Origin of the sequence: Prevotella jejuni, from assembly GCF_900187995.1 — a bacterium.
GTDB lineage: Bacteria > Bacteroidota > Bacteroidia > Bacteroidales > Bacteroidaceae > Prevotella > Prevotella jejuni.
The window spans coordinates 1-24516 of sequence record NZ_FZNZ01000005.1; the positions used below are offsets into that span (position 1 = coordinate 1).

The 24516-nt window shown below is 45.6% G+C and carries 12 protein-coding genes; 2 read left to right on the top strand and 10 right to left on the bottom strand.

All coding sequences use genetic code 11. The features are described 5' to 3' along the window. Positions 1-1166 precede the first annotated feature (1166 nt). Positions 1167-4568, top strand: coding sequence for a trifunctional glycoside hydrolase family 18/polysaccharide deacetylase/glycosyltransferase family 2 protein (locus CHB62_RS02510; protein ID WP_089365571.1), 3402 nt, complete (start codon positions 1167-1169; stop codon positions 4566-4568). Between the two features lie 706 nt (positions 4569-5274). On the opposite strand, the gene CHB62_RS02515 is transcribed toward CHB62_RS02510, so the two are convergent. The 5 genes from CHB62_RS02515 to CHB62_RS02540 form a co-directional block, all read right to left on the bottom strand. After that, a complete protein-coding gene (locus tag CHB62_RS02515; protein WP_089365572.1) occupies positions 5275-7107 on the bottom strand; it encodes an erythromycin esterase family protein in 1833 nt (610 codons plus the stop codon). A 221-nt stretch (positions 7108-7328) separates the two neighbouring features. Next, positions 7329-7895 (bottom strand): hypothetical protein, encoded by a 567-nt coding sequence (locus tag CHB62_RS02520; RefSeq protein WP_089365573.1) that lies wholly within the window; start codon positions 7893-7895, stop codon positions 7329-7331. Positions 7896-8265: 370 nt separating this feature from the next. Further along, on the bottom strand, positions 8266-9018 hold the full coding sequence (locus CHB62_RS02525; protein WP_141240397.1) for a hypothetical protein: 753 nt from the start codon (positions 9016-9018) through the stop codon (positions 8266-8268). A 58-nt stretch (positions 9019-9076) separates the two neighbouring features. Further along, entirely contained in the window at positions 9077-9559 is a 483-nt protein-coding gene (locus CHB62_RS02530) for a hypothetical protein (RefSeq protein ID WP_089365575.1), read from the bottom strand. Positions 9560-10018: 459 nt separating this feature from the next. After that, complete coding sequence (locus CHB62_RS02540; protein WP_089365577.1) at positions 10019-11380, bottom strand: phosphatase PAP2 family protein; 1362 nt, start codon at positions 11378-11380, stop codon at positions 10019-10021. A gap of 1044 nt (positions 11381-12424) precedes the next feature. Between CHB62_RS02540 and CHB62_RS02545 the strand changes: the two genes are divergently transcribed. Then, the gene (locus tag CHB62_RS02545) at positions 12425-12745 is read left to right on the top strand and encodes a hypothetical protein (RefSeq protein ID WP_089365578.1); all 321 of its coding nucleotides are present in this window, start codon (positions 12425-12427) and stop codon (positions 12743-12745) included. A 260-nt stretch (positions 12746-13005) separates the two neighbouring features. On the opposite strand, the gene CHB62_RS02550 is transcribed toward CHB62_RS02545, so the two are convergent. The 5 genes from CHB62_RS02550 to CHB62_RS02570 all read right to left on the bottom strand — a co-directional run bounded on the left by CHB62_RS02550 (position 13006) and on the right by CHB62_RS02570 (position 24498). Continuing rightward, positions 13006-16197: a M60 family metallopeptidase gene (locus tag CHB62_RS02550; protein ID WP_089365579.1), complete on the bottom strand. Its 3192-nt coding sequence runs from the start codon at positions 16195-16197 to the stop codon at positions 13006-13008. Positions 16198-16411: 214 nt separating this feature from the next. Next, positions 16412-18217: a BACON domain-containing protein gene (locus CHB62_RS02555; protein ID WP_089365580.1), complete on the bottom strand. Its 1806-nt coding sequence runs from the start codon at positions 18215-18217 to the stop codon at positions 16412-16414. A gap of 21 nt (positions 18218-18238) precedes the next feature. After that, a complete protein-coding gene (locus tag CHB62_RS02560) occupies positions 18239-19297 on the bottom strand; it encodes a DUF1735 domain-containing protein (RefSeq protein WP_089365581.1) in 1059 nt (352 codons plus the stop codon). A 23-nt stretch (positions 19298-19320) separates the two neighbouring features. Beyond that, positions 19321-21351: a RagB/SusD family nutrient uptake outer membrane protein gene (locus CHB62_RS02565; protein WP_089365582.1), complete on the bottom strand. Its 2031-nt coding sequence runs from the start codon at positions 21349-21351 to the stop codon at positions 19321-19323. Positions 21352-21381: 30 nt separating this feature from the next. Beyond that, a complete protein-coding gene (locus CHB62_RS02570; RefSeq protein WP_089365583.1) occupies positions 21382-24498 on the bottom strand; it encodes a SusC/RagA family TonB-linked outer membrane protein in 3117 nt (1038 codons plus the stop codon). Positions 24499-24516: the final 18 nt, after the last annotated feature.

The window sequence follows — 24516 nt, forward strand, 5'->3', positions numbered from 1 at the left end:
TTTCAAACCCTTGTCTACAGATTTTCGAAGTCTTAAAACGAAAAGATTTTCAATGAAAGAGGATGAAAATAGGATAGATAGTTGACTGTCTCAGCCATATTTTTGTTTAATGAGTAACCAACTTGCCACGTTACCCTGTCTTCTAACACACGCAACTTGTTAACCCGTCAACTTGTCAACTTGTCAACTTGCCACGTTACCCTGTCCCTCGTTAACTTAGTCACAAAAAAAACGGAAGAGCGTAAGCTCCACCGTTATCTCCGAATTACCATCGTCTCCCGACGCTGATTTTTCTCAATCTTTACCTAAAATATAACTAAAAACCTAAATCTATTACTAACCTAAACAAATCTTCTTTCTAACATGAATAATCCTGAGCAATCTTCAATACCTGTAAAAGACTAAACCTTGTAATCAGCTATATCGCTCTTGAATTACAATGCAAAGGTAGGAATAATACGCATATCATCAAAATTAAACAGCAAAAAATAACAATCTATCAGTTAATTCTTGATTTACATCAAAGGCGATGTGCAATTATAGTAGACTTTTTCTTGTTTTCTTATATTATATCCCCTCATTTCCTTATAATATATAAGGTGGAACAAATCGACCGTTGACAGTCCACAAACAAAGCAGACAGGGAAAGGCTGAAAATATTAGGAAGCAAAAGAGAAAAAGACCACCTCGCAGCAACAAAACCCCTTGAAGCAGAACAAGCAACCCTCAACATGCGAAAAACCAAAACCGACTTTCCTGTCATATCTGTCATCCTATAATCTTGTCTAACCCATTCACTCCCAGTAGAGTTACACGAAATGTTAAAAGTGACAGCAACTTAATTATAAAAAAAACTCGTATATAAGCTGTAATAATTCCTCCTTTTCTTAGGCTTCATTACCCCTTCATAATTCAAAAGAGTCAAAGGGTAAAATCTTCCCCCACCCTTCATCGCCCATCACAACAATTCATCACCACCCAACACTCACCACCCAACACCCAACAGCCACCACCCAACACCCAACACCCATCACCCAATAATTATCCCCCAAAATGTTTCTTTTTATAAGAATTATTGTACTTTTGCATGGTAAAAGATACAAAGGACGTTTATAAGACATTCTCTTATAGACAGTAAGAATTGCTTTCAGATAACAGACAAGACAATGAGCAAACAAGTATTTCAGACAGACTCCCGTCAGCGTTGGAGTTATTTTAAGTGGACCCTACGTGTAGTCCTTACGATTCTCTCACTCTTTGGAATCGTTTTCTTAGCAATGTTTGCCTTGGAGGGTAGCCCGCAGATGCCTTTCCATCACGACTATCGAAATGCGGTGTCAGCCTCATCTCCTTATACCAAGGACAACAAGACGGCAACACTCTATAAGTCGTTTCGTGACTTCTTCAAGGAGAAGAAGATGCATAATAACTATGCGAAAGCTACCATCAAGAAGCAACGATTTGTGGGGAAGGCGGACAGTCTGACGCAGAAATACTTTCGGGAGTGGGACGACCCACGGATTGGTGTGCGCTCGGCATGGTATGTTAACTGGGATAAGCATGCTTATATCTCTCTGAAGAACAATATACGACACCTGAATATGGTGTTGCCAGAGTGGTTCTTTATCAATCCTAAGACCGACAAGGTGGAATATAGGCTTGACAAGCAGGCGCTGCGCTTGATGCGTAAGGCTGGTATTCCTATCCTTCCAATGCTCACGAATAACTACAACTCCGACTTCCATCCAGAAGGTATCGGTCGTATCATGCGTGATAGGAAGAAGCGTACAGCACTCATCAATGAGTTGGTCAAGAAATGTAAACATTATGGTTTTGCAGGTATCAACCTTGACTTAGAGGAACTCGACATACAAGACAACGACCTCCTCGTTGAGTTAGTCAAAGAATTCGCACGTGTTTTCCATGCAAATGGACTCTATGTAACACAGGCTGTTGCACCTTTCAACGAGGATTATAACATGCAGGAACTGGCTAAGTATAATGACTATCTCTTCCTCATGGCCTACGATGAACATAATATGGGGAGTCAGCCAGGAGCTGTCAGTTCGCAACGTTGGGTGGAGAAAGCTACCGACTGGGCGGCTAAGAACGTTCCGAACGACAAGATAGTACTCGGTATGGCAACTTACGGATATGACTGGCCTAATGGGGAGACGGCTTCGACGGTGTCATTCGACCAGACAATGGCTACCGCACTGGACGCAGATGCAAAGGTAAAGTTCGATGATGACACCTACAACGTTAACTTCTCGTATCAAAACACTGATGATGGAAAGATTCATCAGGTGTTCTTTACTGATGCAGCGACTACCTTTAATATCATGCGCTTTGGTGCTGAATATCATCTCGCAGGCTATGGTCTGTGGCGTTTGGGCACTGAAGACAAACGTATATGGCGCTTCTACGGTAAGGATATGTCGTGGGAGAATGTGGCAAGGATGTCTGTTAAGAAGCTGATGCAGCTTAACGGCACCGATGATGTTAATTTCGTTGGATCTGGAGAGGTGCTGGAAGTAACAACGGAGCCGCACCCTGGAAATATATCAGTGACAATAGATAAGGATAACCGCCTTATCTCTGAGGAGTATTATCACTCCCTTCCGTCAACATATACCATCCAACGACTTGGTAAATGTAAGGATAAACAACTCGTTATCACCTTCGACGACGGACCAGACAGCCGCTGGACACCTACCGTGTTGAGTACGCTGAAGAAATATAATGTCCCTGCTGCGTTCTTCATGGTGGGACTGCAGATGGAGAAGAACCTGCCTTTGGTGAAGCAAGTATATGATGCTGGGCACACTATCGGCAACCATACCTTCACCCACCATAACATGATTGAGAACTCCGACAACCGCTCTTATGCTGAGTTGAAGTTGACAAGAATGTTGATAGAGAGCGTCACAGGACATAGTACAATCCTGTTCCGTGCTCCTTACAATGCCGATGCCGACCCGACAGACCATGAAGAGATATGGCCAATGATAGTGGCAAGTCGACGCAACTACCTCTTTGTGGGTGAGTCTATCGACCCTAATGACTGGCAACAGGGCGTAACGGCTGACCAGATTTACCAACGTGTCATTGATGGTGTGCACCATGAAGACGGACATATCATCTTGCTCCATGATGCGGGTGGTGACACACGTAAACCTACGATTGAAGCCCTCCCTCGTATCATTGAGACCCTACAACATGAAGGTTATCAGTTCATCTCTCTCGAACAATACTTAGGGATGAACAAGCAAACTCTTATGCCTGCTATCAACAAGGGAAAGGCTTACTATGCCATGCAAACCAACCTTTGGCTGGCAGAGATGATTTATCATGTATCCGACTTCCTCACGGCTCTCTTCCTTGTCTTCCTTGTCTTGGGTATGATGCGCCTCGTATTCATGTACGTGTTGACGTTCAGAGAGAAGCGAGCAGAGAACCGACGCAACTATGCACCGATTGATGCTGCTACGGCACCAGCTGTCTCTATCATCGTACCGGGTTATAATGAAGAGGTGAATATTGTGCGCACCATCACTACGCTCAAGCAACAAGACTATCCGAACCTACATATCTACTTCGTCGATGATGGTAGTAAAGACCATACCCTCGAACGTGTGCGTGAGGCTTTCGATACCGATGATAAGGTTACTGTACTCGCTAAGAAGAATGGTGGTAAGGCTTCGGCACTGAACTATGGTATCGCTGCTTGTCGCTCAGAGTATGTGGTTTGTATTGATGCCGACACCCAGTTGAAGCAGGATGCAGTAAGTAGACTGATGAAGCACTTCATTGCTGACAAGGATAAACGCATTGGTGCAGTGGCAGGAAACGTGAAGGTGGGTAACCAAAGGAATATGCTCACCTACTGGCAAGCTATTGAATACACCAGCAGTCAGAACTTTGATCGCATGGCTTACTCTAACATCAATGCCATTACCGTTGTACCTGGTGCTATCGGAGCATTCCGTAAAGAGGTGATTGAAGAGGTGGGAGGATTTACCACTGACACCTTAGCAGAAGACTGCGACCTGACGATGAGTATCAACGAACATGGTTACATCATTGAGAACGAGAACTATGCTGTGGCAATGACCGAAGCCCCAGAGACGCTCCGCCAGTTTGTGAAGCAACGTATCCGTTGGTGCTTTGGAGTGATGCAAGCCTTTTGGAAACATCGCTCCTCACTCTTCTCTCCATCGAAGAAGGGCTTCGGACTATGGGCTATGCCTAATATGCTTATCTTCCAGTATATCATCCCAACCTTCTCACCATTGGCAGATGTACTGATGCTCATTGGTCTCTTCTCTGGCAATGCCTTGCAGATATTCTTCTATTATCTCATCTTCCTTCTCATTGACGCAAGTGTGTCTATCATGGCTTACATCTTTGAAGGCGAGCGATTATGGGTACTCCTGTGGGTTATCCCGCAACGTTTCTTCTATCGTTGGATTATGTATTACGTCCTCTTCAAGAGTTATCTTAAAGCAATCAAGGGTGAGCTGCAGACATGGGGTGTCCTCAAACGCACCGGCCATGTTGGTGAGTAGCAGCCTTACCCTTGCTGCTAAGGGTGGTAACAAACAACCTGTATCATTGATAGGGGACAGAAGAGAATACAGCTAAACAGTTCTACCTCTCATTCTCCACGTATTTCCCACGGAACTTTGTAACAATGTTCACGGAAAAAGAATACAGTAGAAAAGATTACATATCATTGTAAATCACCAGATTACAAGAAATACTCACGGAATTAACAAAGGCTTCTCACGGAATTCTCACGGAATTATTATAAACGCTTTATGGTATTCCGTGAGAATTTACTAAGTAAAGGAAAGAAGATAGACGTTGGTAGAATGATCACCTTACAATAATCGATACTGTTTAGTTAATAAACCCAACGGGCATAAAACACCTTCTCTTTCAAACACGTCCTGTAGGGCGATAGCGCATTAAAGGCTGTTGAGGACTTCGAATTGCGCACTTAGATAACCGCTGACTCATTGTGCTACTTGACAGCTTTTAGTACAAGTTGGGACTTTCTCGTTATATCTTCATGATGCTGTGAATAGTAAGATACGGCAAAGAAAACTAAAGATAGAGATAAAAGATAATTCCAAATCATAGATAACAGGAGTTGTTTATTATTCATAGCTGTTTGATGTTTGGATTATAGTTACCATTGACAAAGAAAAAGACTTTACTTTCTCCATACAAACAGGGGGGAGGGCTTTTTATTAAGCTATCTACGACAAGTTACTTATTATCCACGTTTTTTAATCTGTCCTCCATCTCTTTAAGGAGCTGTTTACGCTGTTTCATGTTCGTTATTGCCAGTTTACTACCATCTTCCAAGCTCGTTTGATGAATATGGACATTGTTCTTTTCATCGTGCTTCACGAAGAAGACGCCACGAAACCGTTGATACACATTGATTGGGAAGAACTCTTGTAAGACATGATAGGCACCCTTAAAGCGTGTTGGTATCAGTCGGTTGAAAGCAGGAGTCATAGGGAGATAGACAGAAGCGTCGGTCGAAGCATTAAGACAATACTCTAAACTATTAGCTGGTGCTTTGTTTATTGCAGCGTCCTTCATGCCGAATGTTATATCTGTCGCAATCGCATCGCCACCTTCTGTGACGAGGAGTAAGGGACAATAGTCGTCACCATACGCCTCTCGCAGATAACTTCCCATAGGCAAGCAAGGTACGGCAGGATAGGTCGACACGGGGTTTACATGTGTGGCATGGGAATAGATAAACACCTTCTCACGCTTATCTTTGGCACACCTATCTATTAAGAACTTCGCACAGAGAGCCATCGTAGAGTCACGCTGGGCATACCTTTCAAAAGAAGGAGTCTGCTGATGCTGTACATTCAGCTTTAAGATAAAGTCAAAACAGGCCATTTCGTCATCTGAAAGTAGCTTAGCTATTTCCGCACGGTGCTTATCAAGATAATTGACAGCGTCAGCCAGTTTGTCTTTCATTATCATTACAGCAAGTCTGTCAGCCTCTGGGATGTGTTGTTCCTTATTAAGTGCAGCGATGAAATCAAACAGATGGAGGGTAGACGACATACTTATCGTCTTTTGATGTGTATAGTCAATACCAAACAACCGCACCTTATCACTGTCTGCCCTACCCCGATTATAAGTCCTAAGTACGTTTAAGAGTGCACTTACTGTTGGGTGAGGTATCAAGGAGGAGTCCATTGTGAAGCTGTCATCTTGTATATAACGATTAAAGAAGAGTGATTTTCCTAAGGGGAACTCCATCAAGACCAATCTACAATCATGCCGTTTGACAGACGCTTCAATCAGTCTGGTAACAAAGCTTTTAACGTCAGAGTTACCATGTAAAGACTCTCCTAAACCAATTATTCGCTTGTCTCTGAGTCCGTCTATCTGTGCCAGGTCGAAACAATGATTACTATCTTCACGAATAAGGTTAAGACCACCCTCCACCCTCAAAGGAGCAAGTGTCCTAACGGGATAATCGTCGATAGGCTTATTATCAAGTGTCACCTCCAGTTTTGAGAAGGCGATATACGCATCTTTCCTCTCCTCGCCTAAGACGTTGATACCTATATTCAATGAAGACGCATTAGTCAGGTTTATATGTGTCGAATACGTTTTGAGCACAGAGTCAGGCTTACAGATGAATGATCCTGTTGCCACCACCTTCTCTTCTTCATCAATCGCTTGCAGCGTTAGGACCACACGCTTTAGTCCACTCCCCTTACATTCAAGGCCTACCACACCCTCTTTAAGATTGTCGTGGGGCAAGAGGATTCTATGAGAGAACTCCGTTCTTAATCTGTCTACAATTGGAATTTCCTTTATGTACCGCCTTGCGTACAACGTTCGCATTGGTCCTTTAACACCCCAAGGTATAGTGTAGAGCGCATAGGCACCGTTCTCTATCCAGCGATAGGGGCGCAAAGAGTCTGGTAACATCTTAAAGTCTAAGTCATACGCCCTTGTGTAGTTTTGCTTTCCCGACTGTGCTATACATGGTATTGCAGTGCTAATAAGGATTAATATCACTAAGAGCTTGTCTTTCAATGTAATATTTCTAATATTCATGTTATGCTATTTATGTATAAACGAGTAGCTTAGCAGACCTCACCCCCGGCCCCTCTTCAAATGGAGAAGAGAGTGATTACCGAGTCCGCCATGTGCTTGTCTATATCCTTCCTTGTGTATCAGTTTATGCGCCGACAGGCCTCCCTGTGCGTTCAGGGAGGACCATTGTCAACGGCAGTTATCATTCTTTTATGATGCTGATAGGCCTTCTGTCCGTAGCATTACTTTATCTTGAAGACCGAAGCACCCGTTATATAGTATTCTTTCTCTTTAAAGGCTCCTACTACAGGGTGCACTGGCAGCTTACATTTAGAGTATAGTCTCAGAATCTCATAAATCTGCTCATGGGTTAAGTACTTCGCTGTGCTGCTCATCATTTTTATCTTTACAAACCTCTTCTTGCTATTTATAAAGACATAGAACTTAGACCACATAATATTACTTTTCTTTCCAATGAGGTTTAAGAGTTTCTTTTGTTCTTCTGTAAGAACCGCACTTATGGACTCAGCAAAGCATTCGTCGATTAAAGGTAGTGACACATTATTGTAAGGTGTATATCGTTTCTCATAGGCAGGCTTCCAGTTTCCTTCCTTGATAAAACGTTCTGTACTATCCGCATCTGCAGCAATGTAGTAGGTCATGAAGGTGTCGCGCTCCCAAGTTGAAGGGAGGGACTCTTGAATGAGTTTCCCCACCCTTGTAATCTTCACATCATTTTGTCCCCATATAGGAAGGCAAAACAAGAATGCTAAAAGAAAAGCATAACAAATGTTCTTAATTCTCTTCATATTCAAACTTAGATTAGAATTTAATAATTAAAAAACAACTTGTTCCAATGAGATGTCGCTCTGCTTTTCTCTTGAAGACTCCCCTCCATCCAGCTTAGGGTGGAGAGGAAGACCCACCTCTGCCCTCTCCGTCCCATCCGTCAAAGAACGAAGGGAACAGTGGAGAGAGCAGTGATTATCAACAACCCTCCTTCTCTTTTTCTATAACATTATTTTTCTATATCCTTCCTTGTGTATCAGTTTATGCGCCGACAGGCCTCCCTGTGCGTTCAGGTCAGCATCGTCAGCTGCGGTTATCATTCTTTTATCCCATCAACAAGAGCACAGTGAGCGTAATTCAGCCCCATCAGTATTACCCGAGGAGCGCCCACTAATTGAACCAGATCATCCCCTTCAGCTGAGCAAGATACTTGTTAAGGTCTTTTGCATTATCGTCCGTTAAGAAGAAATACATAAAGACATATCTATAATCCTTACCTATCACAACACAACGAGCACGGGTGAACTTATCCCTACACTCCTGTTGTTTTGTGTCAATAGGATACATCAGCATATAGTCAGCATTAAAGTACTGCTTAGCAAGAGAGGCTGGATAGTCAGTGAGAAGCATCTTTATTTCGTCAACCTCACACGGTTCTGCAACTTTACACATCTTATCCACCTGCCATTTCAGGTCGGACTTAATATAGCCGTAGATGTTCATATTTATCTTTCCACCCGTAGGGAGTGGTGTGAGGTCATCCCTACTATTCCCACTCCTAATCGATGTCTTCAAATAGAGCTCACAGTCTTTATCTTGATGAACGATACTGGCATCAGATTGAGCAATAATATGTCTAAATATACACTCCTTAGTGTCACAGGGCAGTTGGCAGGGTATGTAGCCCCTACTCCTTATCAGTTTGTAAGGTTGTTTGATGTTAAGTCTGATGTTCTGCTGTTCGCACTTGCCCTCTATCGTTGGTGGGTTCCATTTAAAAAGTTCAGTAGTATCAAGGTCTTCTTCTGTCACCTGTGCCCAAACAGTTGGCACACAAAGGAGTTGTAAAAGGATAATACAGACAGCTTTCATCCCTCTTGAGCCGAAGAATGACACAAGTCTTGTTCTGAGATCTTTCTTCATAACCATAATGTATTAAGTTAATAAGGCAACTGTCTTAATTATTCTCAATGACAGAAGACTACTTTCTCAAGTCAGGCTTCTTCGTAGTAGCATCTTCGATGACGAACGAGTTGCCCTGTTCCTTCACCTTAATATATACCACCTTGCGCTTTGTTCCGACATCCTTATAAGGTGTTATCCACAGATAAGAGACGCAGAGCCAATCATTATTCAGCGGTACAACCTTCAGTGTTCGTATATTCTCTTCATCACAGGCCTGCGCATCGATAAGGACATCACCGTCCATATCAACACTCTTCTTCATGACCGATGGACTAACAAACTTCTCTGCAATGACACTACTAAGATCGCCGAGTTGAGTATAGAGAAGGCTGTTCATATAGGTTTTGTAGAAACCATAAGCAAACAGCTGTTTCTCCTTTTGGGTCTCATTCAGCTTACATACCGCAGTCTTTGCCTTGCCCTTCTGTGCATAGAGGGCCTGGGGTGCAACAGCCAAGCATAGCGCTAAGCTTATTGCAAGATACAGTTTTCTGATCATTGTGTATAGCATTAATATTGGTAAAAATTGTCTGTTTTCTTTCTCAAGTAGTATTACGACAGGCACGTAAAGGCTTAGCGACACGAATATAACTATCCGTCTTCTATCTCACTGACCACCGTCGAAATCATTAATCACCTTAGGTTTTTATGTTTCTGATTATTTACTCGGGACAAAGATATAAAACTAATATAATTAAAACAAATTTAATAACAATTATTTTCGGGTGGGAGAGGGAATTAGAAGGGCAGGGGGAGGAGAGGAGGGAAAACTGGGAAGGAAGACAGGGGCGGCTGAGGTCGAGGCCTACGAGGCACTGCCTCGTAGAACAGGGACCGCAGGGGACGGACAGGGGACCGTTGGAGACGGAGGGAAGACAGGCTGGGAACGGAGACAGGGGCAGGCTGGAACGAGGGCAGGAACCACTGGCGACGTCCTGCGCCCACTATCAGCTGTCCCCTAAAAGCTCACGACAAACGAGGAGCCTAACTCTAAGGAATGGAAGCAAGTATGCTTTCCTAAGGCACGATAAGGCAGGAGGTTATAATCTACCAAGAAGCGAACACTGTAATGCTGGCGTGCTCTGAACATCAGTGACAGACCTGTTCCGAGACCCATGCCATGGCGCGAATCGATCAACTCGTCCGTCAACTGTATATTAGGATAGAACACTGACGAGGCTAAGAGTTTACTTCCAAGGAGCCAGCGGGACGTTAGGGGATAAGAGAAATAGGCACCACCGCCTACCTTCCACGTATCGAAGACATTATCCTCAGCCTTGACACCATCGACGATAACCGATGTGCGGGTCACAGAGAACCGTCCACCAACACCGACATAGGGGTTGAAGAAATACGCACCCTCCACTGCTGACGTACAACCACGTGACACTTTGACATGCGATCCCTTCCCGTCAGGATACTTCCCCAGCGGTTCATTGATAAGAAAATTCAGTCCGATGAACGAGGGATGATACTTCTCTTCAAACGTCTCCTCCGTTGTTGGCTTGTTCAACCCACGTTGCTTAAAGATAAGATCAGTAAGGTAATAACCCATCTCAGTGGCTACGATGCCCACGCCAGCCCCTGTCATCACATCACTCAACCAGTGTTTGTTATTCGCCATACGCATAAGACCGGTCGCAGCGGCTACGCTGTAGGCTCCAATACCTATCCATGGACTCCGATAGCCATACTCCTTATTGAGCATGGTGGCGGTCATGAAGGCGGTGGCGGTATGACCAGAGGGGAACGAACGGAGGTCGGTTCCGTCGGGTCGCTCTACCTGTGCCGAGTATTTCAAGGCGTTGACAATTCCTGCCATCAACGCTACCGACATGGCATGAGAGGCGAGCATGCGCCCCCAACTGCTCCTTCCCTTCACTCCTCCTAACTTGAGTCCTAACATGACGGCAGCTGGGAGATACTGCGTGTAATTGTCTAATCGCCTGTCGAAGTGTGGTATATAGTCGTTCCGCAGACCACGAAAACGTTTGCTCTCGCTACGCATGATTAGTCCGTTGAGGATAAGGGGTGCACAGGTGTAGACGACCCTGTCGAGGCGTGTGTCATTCTTGTATCTTGCCTTCTCACACGCCTGTCTGACCGTGGTCACCGTGTCTGCCACCGCACATGTGTCTGTCGTCACACCCAGGCTGTCGTCTACTGCGATGGAGGGCATGTGCCGTAGGCTATCAGCCAAGGCAACAGAGGCCTCAGCGGGATGGCTAAGACTTACGAACGAGAGGATTACAAGGGTTGTTCTCAGGACTTTTAACTTTGGGCATGGAGCACAGAACGCAAGTGACAAAACGTCGAACATGGGAGTTAGAGGTTTGAAAATTGAGGTTTTAACATTTCTATCTGTGGGGGACATGAGGCCCCCAGAGATACTAACGGATAGAGTAGTGGGATTATTGTGAGAGGATAGGAGGAAATGTGAAGAGGACAGGGGACAGGGTATGGGGGGACAGGGTATGGTTAAGACAGGGTAACGAGGCAAGTTGACAGGTGGACGAGTAGACAGGTGAACAAGTTGCTTGAGATGGGAGACAAAGTAACAGAGAAACAAGTTTGATGAGTAACAGAGGGGTGGAACAGGACAGGATATGTTTAAGACAAGGTAACAGAGGAACGGAGGAAAGTAACAGAGGGCGTTCTTTCTCTCACAGAACTACACAGATGAACAGAAGGCCCAAAGGCGCACAGAGACATTAAGTCAACCGATAACACAGAACGTTACAGCTTTTGTTGGGTGTTGGGTGATGAATGTTGGGTGTTAAAGATTACATATAGAGGGGGGCAAGCTAATAGTACATTCGCATCACTACACAAGCAGCGAAGGAGGGGTAGCCTCGGTGTTCACTCCCCTCTCCATTCGGAGAGGGGCTGGGGGTGAGGCTTCTGATGGGTGTAAATTCTGTGATATCTGTCGCCTGCCAGCAGACGTTTGTGAGTTCCCCCTGTTAGCAGAAAGGCCTCTGTTCATCTGTGAAAATCTGTGAGAGAGAAAATTCCCTACGAGCTTCATGCGTTCTAAACAACGTGAGAGAAAAGAACCAATGAGCCGCTTAGGCTTATGAAAAAACTTAACAAGAACACACACGAAAGTCCCTACGCTGGGAGGAGGGGATGAAACGAAACGGAACTTGCAACTAACACGAAACCAGACACATACGGAGACGGGAGGAGAAAGGCGTGTTCTTGAACGTTGAAGGGCGTTGTCTTGGGGCAAGAAGGGCGTTGTCTCGAACGTTGAAGGGCATGGTCTTCAACACTGAAAGGCGTGTATCGGATTTGAGAGGGACGAAAATACCTGACAAAAGGGGAGAGAGGACAAGGAGAGAAAGGAGCTGACTACGAGGTAGTGCCTCGTAGAACCAGACCAAAGGAAACAAGAAACGGAACGGAGGAAACGGAGGAGCAGCCAAAAGGAAACGAGCAGGCGGAACGAAGAAAACGAAAGAGCGGAACAAAGGAAACGGGGAAGCGGGCCGAAAAGAACAAGAGCGGGGTACGAAAGAAAGGGAGTAGCGGACCAAAAGAAACGAAGAAGCGGAACAAAGGGAACAGGAAAACGGACCGAAAGAAACGAAGAAACGGAACAAAGGGAACAGGGAAACGGACCAAAAGGAACAAGCAAGCGAAACGAAGGGAACAGGAAGGCGGACCAAAGGAAACAGGATAGCGGAACAAAGGAAACAGGATAGCAGACCGAAGGGAACGGGTGAGAAGATTGCTGGAAACAAAAAAGCGGATTGCTGGAAACAAAAAAGCGGACCGCTGTGGATTGGGAAGCGGTCCGCTGAAAATGGGAGGGGGGATAGGGGATGAGGGGCGAGGGGCAGCTGGTGGGGGATGATGATTGCCACCAGCTGTGGGTAGGTTTTGTGGTTCTACCCTACTCTACCTTTGCTACTCTACCCTATTCTCCCTTCTCATTTCGGCTTATTTACCAACAACAACCTTCTTGCCACCAACGATATAGATGCCGTTAGGTAGGCCTTCGAGGGCTGTCTCTGGGTTCACCTTACTGCGAAGGAGGGCACCATAGATGCTATAGACATCTACTTTACCGCCATTTGATGGTGAGGTGAAAGTCTTAATACCAGTTGGCTCTTTGCCTGGGTCGACCTCAGAACCATCTGAACCACATACCTTAACTTGGATGTTATTCCCTGCAGCCTCCATCACCTTCTTAGGAATAGTGAATGTCTTGGTATTCGCAAAGTACAGGAGGTTACCCTTACTATCGTAGATCTTGAAGCCTACCACGTGGCTGTTCTTAGCCTCCATAGTATAGGTGCGACGGCCATTAACGGTCTTCTCTTCCTTAACAACAGCCCAGCCCGTTCCGAGACTATCCTTCTTAAACTGGTCCCATGAACCGAAGTCGCCCATAGAACCAATGCGTACGGCACCATTGAAGTCCTGACGCATTGTGCCAGGGGCCGCATTAGGATAGATAGCTGGGGTAGGACGGATATGATCATCAATGAAGATCATATTGTTCGCAGGCCCCTTAGGGAACTTCTGCATGAACTTCTTTGCCTCAATCCACTGTGCTCTTGTGGTGTACATGGTTGTGTTACTGTAGTCACCGATGACAGATCCGTTCACATCATAGAAATGTCCCCATGCTTCAAAGAAGCTTGAAAGGTCTTGCTTAGCAGCAAAAGAACACGCTTTAGCAAAGAGTAAGTAGTCGTTCTGGCCCTGACAGTTGGCAGTACCCTGTCCTTCAAGACGGTGGGTACGGAGATAATCGAGGCAATTATGCCAGAACTGATCATCAAGACCAGTCGCATGGAACATCATATAGAGCTTGTAATACATCTGCGTTGTGCCCCATGTGCCATATTCAAACCACTTCTTCTTGTTAGCAAAGCGGTCAGCATAGGTTGAGACAGCACTCTCGCAAACCCCATCATACTTCTTACCGTCAACATCTATATAAGAACAGTTTTCAGAGCGGCTGGTTACGCGACCCGAAGTAAACATTATCATGTTAGAGTACATATTGACCGAAATCTCCGTCATACCAGCCGTGTTAAACAGCTGCTGATGGTTATGACCGAACTCGTGAGCAGGACCCCAGAGTGTACCATTGCCCCACTTCACCTTATCATAGTTGAGAACATCAGCCAAAGTGTTGTAGTTATAATAGGTACCACCCGTCGTAGCATACATATAACCATGGTCGACAGCAGTAGCGTTGAGCACGTTGTTGCACTTATCACGCTTAGCGGCACGGAAGCCCATGAGGTCGTCCTCACGCTGTACGATGCTGTTCCAGATTTCAACCAACTCCTTCATGTGAACAGGAGTATAGCGTTTGCAATCATCACCAGGCATGTTCATGACAATCAGTTCGCCTTTCATATTGAACGCCTTAGCCCATACAAGGCCATCAGACTGCATTGTCTTCCAGTCTTCATTGGTGTTACCCTTTGTGAGATCGAAGTATCCATTCACCTTACCACCCTCGATGTGGATGTTCATAGGCTTATAGTCTTTGAGGTACTTACCGTTGTTGAAGGTACGACCGATATAGTTAACAAACACGTTGTTCTCGCCCTGATTGAGGATAATGTTCAATCCCTTCTTCAAGTTATAGTACTTACCAGCACTGCGTGTACCCAATGGTACGAGCTCAATCTGCACTGTTGCATTCTGTGGAATATCATCGCCAAGGAAGACAAAGAGGTCCTCGCCATCACGAGCCGTGATACCTGTAGGGTTCGTCATGCTACCATAATCGTAGCCGATACCCATTGAACGCGCCCAAGCACCATAGTTATTCTCGCTGTAAACCTTATAATCAGCGATGCGGAAGAGCTTCTCCCAGTTACGACCACTTGGGTAAACAGTCCAGCTCTGGTTCTTTATCTTCAACACAACCTCCTGTAGTCCCTGTGGCACACCCTCGGTAGTCATCTGCGCCTTCAAAGCCTCATCGGTCATCGCCTTTGTAGCGGCAGTAACCTCCGTAGCAGCACTGTTAGTGAAATACTTAGCCACCTTCTCAGCATAGACATCCACATTCTTGGTCAAGTCGACACGAGTCTTGTAAGCCTCCTGCTGATCCTTGAGCTTAGCAGGGTCAAGTGTAACCTCCTTAAAGACCCACTTATTCGCCTCGTTATGCGTGTACCAGCCTACAGGATGGTATCCCTGACTCTCAGCACAATGGATACCAACATTATTAGCATCGACCATCTCGAAAGCCAACACGTATGGATCGTCCGTGTTACGTTGGAGGTCAAAGCCAGTGCCCTTCCCCTCAGCTGTCGTATAAGAGCGACTTGTCTGCCCATTCTGAGGAACGATATACTTTCCTGTCACAGCATTCTGGAACACGTAGCGGCCGTTAGCCAACCTTTCTAACTTCCAATAATAAGAGTAATCACTGCTGTTAAAACCCGAGGTAGACAATTCGCCAACAATAAAGTCCTCACGCATCGCCCTGCCATAAGTGTCAGAAACAATCTGATAATACTTTGTGAGGTCCTTTGTTGGGTCTACCACCTTGGTCAGTTGAGCCAGACGAGCAAGCACCTGTTCGTTTGTAAGCGTCTTCACAGGGTCGAAGCGGAACTCACTTGGGCCGAGTGCTGTTATACCATTGTCTCTCAAAGGATACCAACGAACGATATCCTTCTGAGCATCGAGGTGCCAGCACCAAGCTTCAGCATTACTATTATAGATATTGAAGTAAGACTTACCCGTCCCACTTGACTCTGTCTGATACTCAATCCGGAACTTGTAAGCATCATCGGCCGTCTTATAGACCTCATTATTTTGACCCACACTCTGAACGTACTTAGCATTCTTCAGACTCTGAATGGTGTACCTGCCGTCCTTAGCATGTAGTAAGAAGAGGTCGGAGAAGTCGGTTGATGGACTGCTATATTGCTGCCCATGTAAGGTGCCTTTACCATCGACAAAGACATGAAGGTCAGTACCTTTTTGACGCTTGTCATTAACAATGTAATAAACTCCCGGTTTGAGTTTTTGATTCTCTCCATCAGCAGTTGGCGCCGCAGAGAGCATCGAAGCTTTCGCAACACTTGGCACAGCAGCGGTCAGAGCCAGTGCTGCCATGAGTGTCTTCTTGCGTAAAAATCTTTCGAATAACATAGATGTATTTAATAAGTAGTTGTTTTTTAGGTTTCTCTTCGGTAAGTATCAAGTTTGCTTTCACCCCTTTTTAGGACAGTGCGGAGGCTCCGCACCCGTGGTGTTCACGCCCCGCACCTTTCGTGCGAAGGTATAGCACATCACCTGAATAGTATATTAACGAAGACAACCCACTGGCATAGGGGGACTATGCCAGTAGGTTGGTAAATACAGATTACAGACCTAACTGTTCCTTCTTCCAAGCCTCATCGTGGTAAACATAGAGGTGAAGCTCAGCGAGATACCAGTAAGATGAGCCACCACCATTATTGATATTCGAACCGTTCTTACGCTGTGTAGGTTCGAAGCGGATATGGGTGATAGTAGCACCATTGGTCTTTGTGTAAGCGAGTGGTTCGCTCACAGCATTCGCAGAACGATAGTTTGTCTGTGTAGAAACAGGCGTAGCAGCAGTGATGACATCTGATGAAGCGTAGATATTAGCACGCTTAGGGTTGCGGTCATTACTGCTAACTTTATACTCATCGAAGCCGAGGTAGAACGTACCATTGATACCTTCGTTCAGCGTAATATCAATGTAAGGACGTGGATCGCTCGTGTTTCCGTTGCTCTTCGTCTGGAAGTAAGTAGTCTTATTACCGTCGACAGCAGCGCCAACCTCGTGCCCTGGCTGCATAGAGTTAGATGATACCATAGCCGCAGTGAGCGGTATCTCAACAGACTCAGACCACTCGTTAGCCTGAGCAGTAGCTGTTGCAGGATCGTGGGTGTTCTTACCTCTGAGGCCCTGAGTCGTCACGGTGATGGTATAGTCGCCTGCAAACTTGAAGACATTATCGAGGACACAAGACGTCTCGTTCGCTGCTACCTCCTTTACAGACTCTGGTACACCCGGCATATTGCTCTTTGCTCTGACGATAACCTTCTCATAGTTGACCTCATCAGGCGCCTTCCAAGTCACAGTGAACTGGCCCTTACCAGGCGTAACGTTCACATCGTTGACACCAGTAGGTACGATGTCTTGGAATGGCTGTTGGGTCACGTGGATAGTGAAAGGCTGTGCGCTGCTATTAGAAGGCTTACAAACCACATCACAAGAACGTGCATTATCAGTACTGTTGAGCGTTGCAGTGAAGTCAACCTCCGCACCAGAGATATATTTCTTAGGTGATGAAAGCCAGCTCTTAGCCTCCTCTGGGATGATAATCTCATAGTTACCATCAGCCGTAGAACGCTGGAATGGCACACGATAAGTACGACCGAGGTCGACCATCTCAACGGCTGCCTCCTTCGTCTCCATAGGATAGATAGGACGCACCTTATAGCCCTTAGCCGACTGCTCGATGACATACTCGATAGAAGCATCCCAGTTGTCAGAACTCTTCAGACGAACAGTACAGTAGCGAGTCTCGGCAGTTGTGTTAGCATCCATGTCGAAGTGAAGCTTCACAATACCATTCTCTTTGACGGTCTTCGTTGTGTCCAAGCGAACAAACGATACAGTGTCAGGAACAATGATATGGTCGAGATGGAGGTTGGTCTCAACTGGTACGTCGATACTTGTCACCTTACTCTCAAGGAGAGAATAGAAGGTACCCTCACGATTGAAGAATGGGTTCTGCTCAGGAATACGGAGAACACTCTCGTAACCCATCTGTGACACCTTAATCTCATAGGATGCACGCTCGCCATGAGAGATAGTTACTTTCGCCTCACGAGCCTTGAAGCCATCGTAAGCTGGAGCCTTAACCGTAACGCCCTTACCGTCAGGATTCTTCGTGACAGTGAGCCACTCGGCATTACTCTCCGCCTTCCAGTCTTCCAAAGCTACGTTTGTCTCTACAACAATCTGCTGTTCACCGCCCTCTTTATTGAATGCTATCATTCGTTGGGAGGAATGAGGAACCTCAAGCTCCTTGCTTGTAAAGTCGGTGTCATAGTCAGCTGCACAGGATGCGAGGCCTAATGTCCCCACAAACAGCACTGACAGTATGAATAGGAAATTAATCTTCAGTTTCATTATTCGTCGTTATTTATACGGTTAAAGTTTGTCTGCTCTTGGGTTATACTGGTAGCGCATCTTTGCTAACACTTCCTTCCATGGGCCAACCTTCCATGTTCCATCGCTCTGCTTAGCGTTCTTCATCACGCGATAACGATAGTGGAGGCGGAACTCCTTAAAGTAGGTTGGATTGGTTGAAGCACTACCACCTAACTCATTAAGCAAGAATGTGTTGTTATACTCACCAACTGGAGTAAGCATCTCTACCTCGAGTGAATCCTGCTTGAAAGGCTTCAGTGTTACGTTGTAAGCTGAAGGATTAGTAACAGTCTTTGAACCGATGGTAGCAACGATACTCTTCACATTAATGTCATGGAGCGCCTTTTCGTAGTTATCCCACTTCTCGTCACCAGCAAGGAAACGAACAGCATTAGCCGCTACAGGGAAGGCACGGACAGTATTGGTAGGTCGAGTGGTTGACTTGGTCTCAACGTTTGTCACCTGAGAAGATACTAACTGATAGTTCCAATTCTCTGCTGTTGAACCGTAATTGTTCTTCCATAGAATCTTAACCAGTACGTGATTCAACTGAACACCTAACTTATTATTGTCGGTTGCGATTGCACTTGCATCATGGCTGACAATCTTGTAGTCGAGGAAATAGACACTGTCAGGAGACAGAGTACCAAGGTTCTTCAACTTGATATCAAAGTAGCACTTGTTTGACCCAGCTGGGATAGTACCCGCCATCTGTGGGTCTTCATAGCAGTCGGCTGGGAGAAGACGCGCAAACTTAGTACTGTCGATATCGAAGTTTGACTTATTATACGCATTGAAGAGTGAGTCGTCATGAGCGATAGACACGTGATAGTCACGGTCGGCAAGCTGTGAACCACTCAAGTTAGCCACTAACTTGACAGAAGCCGTCCCCTGCTCCACAGCAGAGAGTTCTACTGTGGTGCGGTCATAGATACGGTTGGAACCTGCCATCAAGCCTACCTTATGAGGATAGAAGTTCTGCTCAAAGTCATAATTGTTACATGATGACAATGCTACAGCAGCTAAGGCACATCCTAATATATACTTGTATTTTTTCATAAATAGTTACAATATTAACGTTATTAACGATCCCAACCTGGGTTCTGATCCATCTTAGGGCTCTTAACCAACTCACGATGTATGAGTGGAAGGAATACCATTCGTGGGAGAGCCTTACGGTCGCGGATATTCTGTTCGTTGATGGTTACGAGGTTGAAGAATGGACCATCGTTGTTACCTTTCTTCTCGCTGTAAACATCAAGACCACGCCAATTAGAGCTGTTAGCGTCTTCTGTGAAGTAAGTACCCCAACGACGTGTGTCGAAGTAACGGTGACCTTCATTGAAGAGCTCAACCTGACGTTCGTTCTTGATAACCTCATCGAAAGCATTCTCAGAGCTGAGTGTTGCAGCCTCAACGCCTGGCAAGCCCACACGATAGCGTATCATATTGAAGTAACGAGCCATAGCTGCCTCGTCACGGGTCACTGCTACGTCTACGAGACGACCGTTTGCATCCCATGTCTTCACGTTCTCTGAACCTTGAACATGGTTGTCGGCCTCACAGAAACTCAACAGTATTTCAGCATAACGGATGATTGGGAATGGCTTAGGAATAACCGAAGCACCATCCTTACCATGCCAAGAGTCATCTGGGTGGATGTACTTGAATGGTACGTAACCACTGATACAGTAGTCGTTAGGGTTGTTACCTGCTGCGTTCTTACCAGCCTTAGAGTCATCAATAGAGTACCAGAAAGTCTGGTTGTTATAACTTCCATCGGTGGTAGAGTTCATCTTCCAGATACGACCAGGGAAGCCGATGCTTGCATAGAAGCGTGCTGAGCGGTTTACATAGGCTAATGGTGTACCGTTGGCCATGTCACAATCGCCGATAGACTTCTTCTGATTGATATGCTTGGTTAGGTCGGCTTCATAGAGTGGAGACTCTGCTGGCTTCTTACCATCCTTCATCAAGAAGCAATCAATCACACGCTGAGGTACTGACATACCACCCCATCCACCATAGTTAACAGGGAATGAGTGACGAGAATAGGTCATTACAGGACCAGAATACTCATCGGCCCAGATAAGCTCACGGTTTACCTTTGCTGTACCCTCGCCATTGAACATATCAGCAAAGGAATGATATGGGTCGATACCACCTGCACCATCAGGGAACTTAGCCGTTGGAACTGATGCGTCAAGTGGATATGGATTATCCTTATCAGCGTCGACTGTGTAAAGCGTATAGTAGTTTAGGTCGATGACCTGCTTTGCTGCGGCTGCAGCGACAGCCCAACGCTTTGCGTCGTAAGTCTGGTTTACATAATACTTGCCATCGCTCTTACGCTTCCACTCACCAAAGCAACGCTTTGCATAAGTACCACCATTGAAGGTTGGAGAAGCCTGCAAGAGACGAAGACGTGCGATAAGTGCTAAGGCAGTACCCTTTGTTGGACGACCGAAGTAAGCTGTTGACTGCTCGCTTGGACGTTTCAAACCCGGAAGTGACTGTGCAAACTCATTACAGATATAGTCGATTGACTCATCCATTGTTGCACGCTCGCGGTCATAGTAATCAGCCTTTTCACTGGTTGATACAACCTCGTCACCGACAATCAGACAAGGACCCCAGTTCTGCAACAATACGTAGTAAGCATAACCACGGATAAAGTGAACCATTGCTTTATAGTCTGCCTTATCATTGTTAGACATATCACCAATCTTGTCAACCTTCTCTAACATAAGGTTGCATCGTCTGATAATCTTATACATCTGATACCACTGTCCCCAGTTAGGAACGTTCTCAGCATTAACATTACCTACTGTGAACTTTGCTCCCCAGAACTCGTTGGTCTGCCAACGTACACAGATCTCATCAGAGGCCGTCTCTCCTGGATTCCAAGAGTTACCCCAGATGTTACCAGCTGATGGGAACATCGTTGGTGTAGCAAAGAGATAACCATTTGCATTCTGGGCTGAGTGGAAGACTGAGTCTTCCTTGAAGATAGCATTAAAGTTGTCGTCTTGGTCCAAGAAGTTACATGACGTGAAGGTCATTCCTGCGAACAAGGCTGCAACAGTGCCCAAAGCTAATATATGTTTTTTCATTATTACAATCTAATTAAAGAGGTGGAACCTTTAGAATCTAAAGTACATTTGCAATGAGTAGGTGGTTGGGATTGGATAAGCCGCACCATTGTACCAAGCCTGCTCTGGGTCGAAGTACTTTGCACTGTCGATAGTGAAGAGGTTGTTAATTACAAAGTCACACTCTAATGAACTAAGTCCTGCTGCACGCAACCACTTACGATGGCGGAATATATAGCGGAAGTTCAACTCTTGGAAACGAAGGAATGAACCGTTCTTCTTCCAGAATGTGGAGAGTTGTGAGTTGTTTGTATTTGAGCCGTAAGACAGACGTGGGAACATGGCGTTAGGGTTCTCCGTTGAAGGATCGCCTGAATACCATGATGGTATCCAACGGTTCTTTGGATTGTTCACCATCTTCAATACATTACCCATCTCACCATTATAGAATGGAATCCAGCCTGCGTCGTGACCCATACCTACTCGGTAGTAGTTTACACCGGTATTACCTTTGAAGAGCAAACTTACGGTAAAGTCCTTATAGTTGAACTCTCCACCAATACCGAACATGACACGAGGAACGTTGTTACCGTAAGATAGTGGCACACGGTCGTCACTGTTGATGACACCATCACCATTCACGTCGCGGTACTTGATATCACCAGGACGCACAACTCCGAAGGCTGCTGTCTGGTCTGGGCTCTGACGAATATCGTCTTCATTCTTGAAGAGACCCTCAGAGATGTAACCACGCAATACACTGTATGGCATACCTGTCACGCTCTGATAATCGTAAGCAAGCTTATTCTCCTCGAAGTAGTCTACAATATTCTGTGACCATGTATAGTTAGCACGAACGGTATAGTTCATGTCTTTGCTTATCTTGTGGAAATAAGAGATGTTTCCATCTGAACCAAAAGAGTGCATACGACCCACGTTAGACTTTGGATAGGTCACCATACCAGCATACTCTGGCAATGTAACACGGTTCTGGAAGATGTGGTCACGTGTATCACGGAAGAAGTCAACTGTCAACTTGATAGCATCATTGAAGAAGTTAGCATCGATACCAACGTTCAACTTCTTAGCAACCTCCCACTTCAAGTTATCAGCACCTGTCTGCTTCTCAACGATACCTTGTCCGTTATAACCCCATGTCGTAGCAGCGTGGTTGTTAATAATGGTCAAGTATGGGAAACGAGAATCTTTATCTGCAATCTGGTCGTTACCTGCAAGACCGTATGAACCACGAATCTTGAAGAAGTTAACGAATGGGAGGTGTTGCTGTACCCACTTATAGGATGTTGGAGCCCAACCCACAGCTATTGATGGGAAAAAGCCGAAACGCTCACCCTTAGGGAAGATGTCTGAACCAGTGTAACCGAAGTTAGCATCTACGAAGTAAGTAGAGTTATAACCCCATGACAAACGACCTGATACATTCTGACGACGCTTAGGGATAGCTGCGATACCGAGTGCATCACCATTGCCCCACTCTGACCCCTTTGTGTCTTCCATGTAATAGAAGAGAAGTGCACCGAGGTTATGAGCACCGATACTTGTGTTATAGTCTAACTTAGCCTCCATGTAGTACTTTCTCCAAGATTCATTGTCTGAAGAGTAAAACATATCCTGCTGCTTAGAACGTAAGGTCTTGATGAGGTCACCTGTTGATGTACGACCTGTAGCGCGATAGTAGTCTGGTCTAACGAAACGACGCTCACTGAAACCTGATGTGCGGTCATTAACAGCCTGAACAGAACCCACGAGTCCCTTGAGAATACCACCAAAGCGGTGTGTGAACTTCAAGGTAATCATATTACGAGTGTTATCAGCTGAGTTGTAACCCTGATAGTTAAGGGCTGCAAATGGAGAGATAAGGTCGTTCTGACCGTAGGTTGGCAATGTTCCGTCAGCGTATGTAACAGGGAACATCAATGGATTCAGCTGGAGTACATCCTCCCACACTTGGTTGGTATTCTTACCTCCCGGAGTTGTATAGTTTGATATGCTACCATCAACACCAAAGTAAAGCTCTGAACGCTTGGTGAGGTTCATGTTAATATTTGCACGATAAGTCAACTGATCGTAGGACAATGGCTGATGGAACTGGTTTTCCTTCTGACGATAGGCAGCACCCTCATGGCGATAACCTACTGACACGAAGTACTGTGCAACATCTCCACCACCACGCGCACTGGCGTAGTAGTTCTCTTGCAAAGAGTTTCTCTTGATAATCTCGTCAATCCAGTTTACGTTTGGATAAAGCTCTGGATCGAGGTTGTTCTTGATGATATCCAACTGAATTGGCGTATAGATGTCGGCCTCTCCTGACATTGCACGTGCCTCATTGGCCAACCTTGCATAGTCGTAAGACGATAGATACTCTGGTAACTTATTGAGATGTGAGAGCTTAACGGTCGCACGAGCTGTAACCTGTATCTTCTCCTTTGAACCGCGCTTGGTAGTTACCAATACAACACCATTAGCACCACGCACACCATAAACGGCTGTTGCTGCAGCATCCTTCAATATTGAGATGCTCTCAACGTCGTCTACATCAATATCATTGAGGCTACCCTCGATACCATCAATGAGGACCAAGGCGCTTGCACCAGCACCAAAGGTTGACACACCACGTACCCAGAAGTTAGATAGGTTCTGACCTGGCTCTCCTGAGAGCTGCATGGTGATAACACCTGGCATACGGCCTCCAATCATGTTCACGAGAGAGGTTCCTGGCGTGCGCAACTCCTCCATATTAATAGTAGAGACAGCACCCACTACTGACACCTTCTTCTGTGACACAAGACCAGTAACGACTACTTCGTCGATAGCATTGGTCTTAGCTACCTTGAACTTCACCGATAGTGAAGGCTCGTCCTTAAGGATTGTTCGCTGCACGGTCTCCATACCTACGTACTCGAACTGAAGTGTAGCACCTGGCTTAACCTTAATAGCAAACTTACCATCCAGGTCGGTTATGGTTCCTGTTCCTGGTTCGTTCTTTACACGAACGGTAGCACCAATACATGGCTCACCCGTATCATCATAGACGACACCTGCTACCGAGAACTGCTTTGCAGTACTATTATCTTGCGAATAGGCTTGGACTCCATAGGTTAATAGAGCCAACATGAGACACAAGACATATAATGTTCTTCTCATATATATCTATGTTTGTAG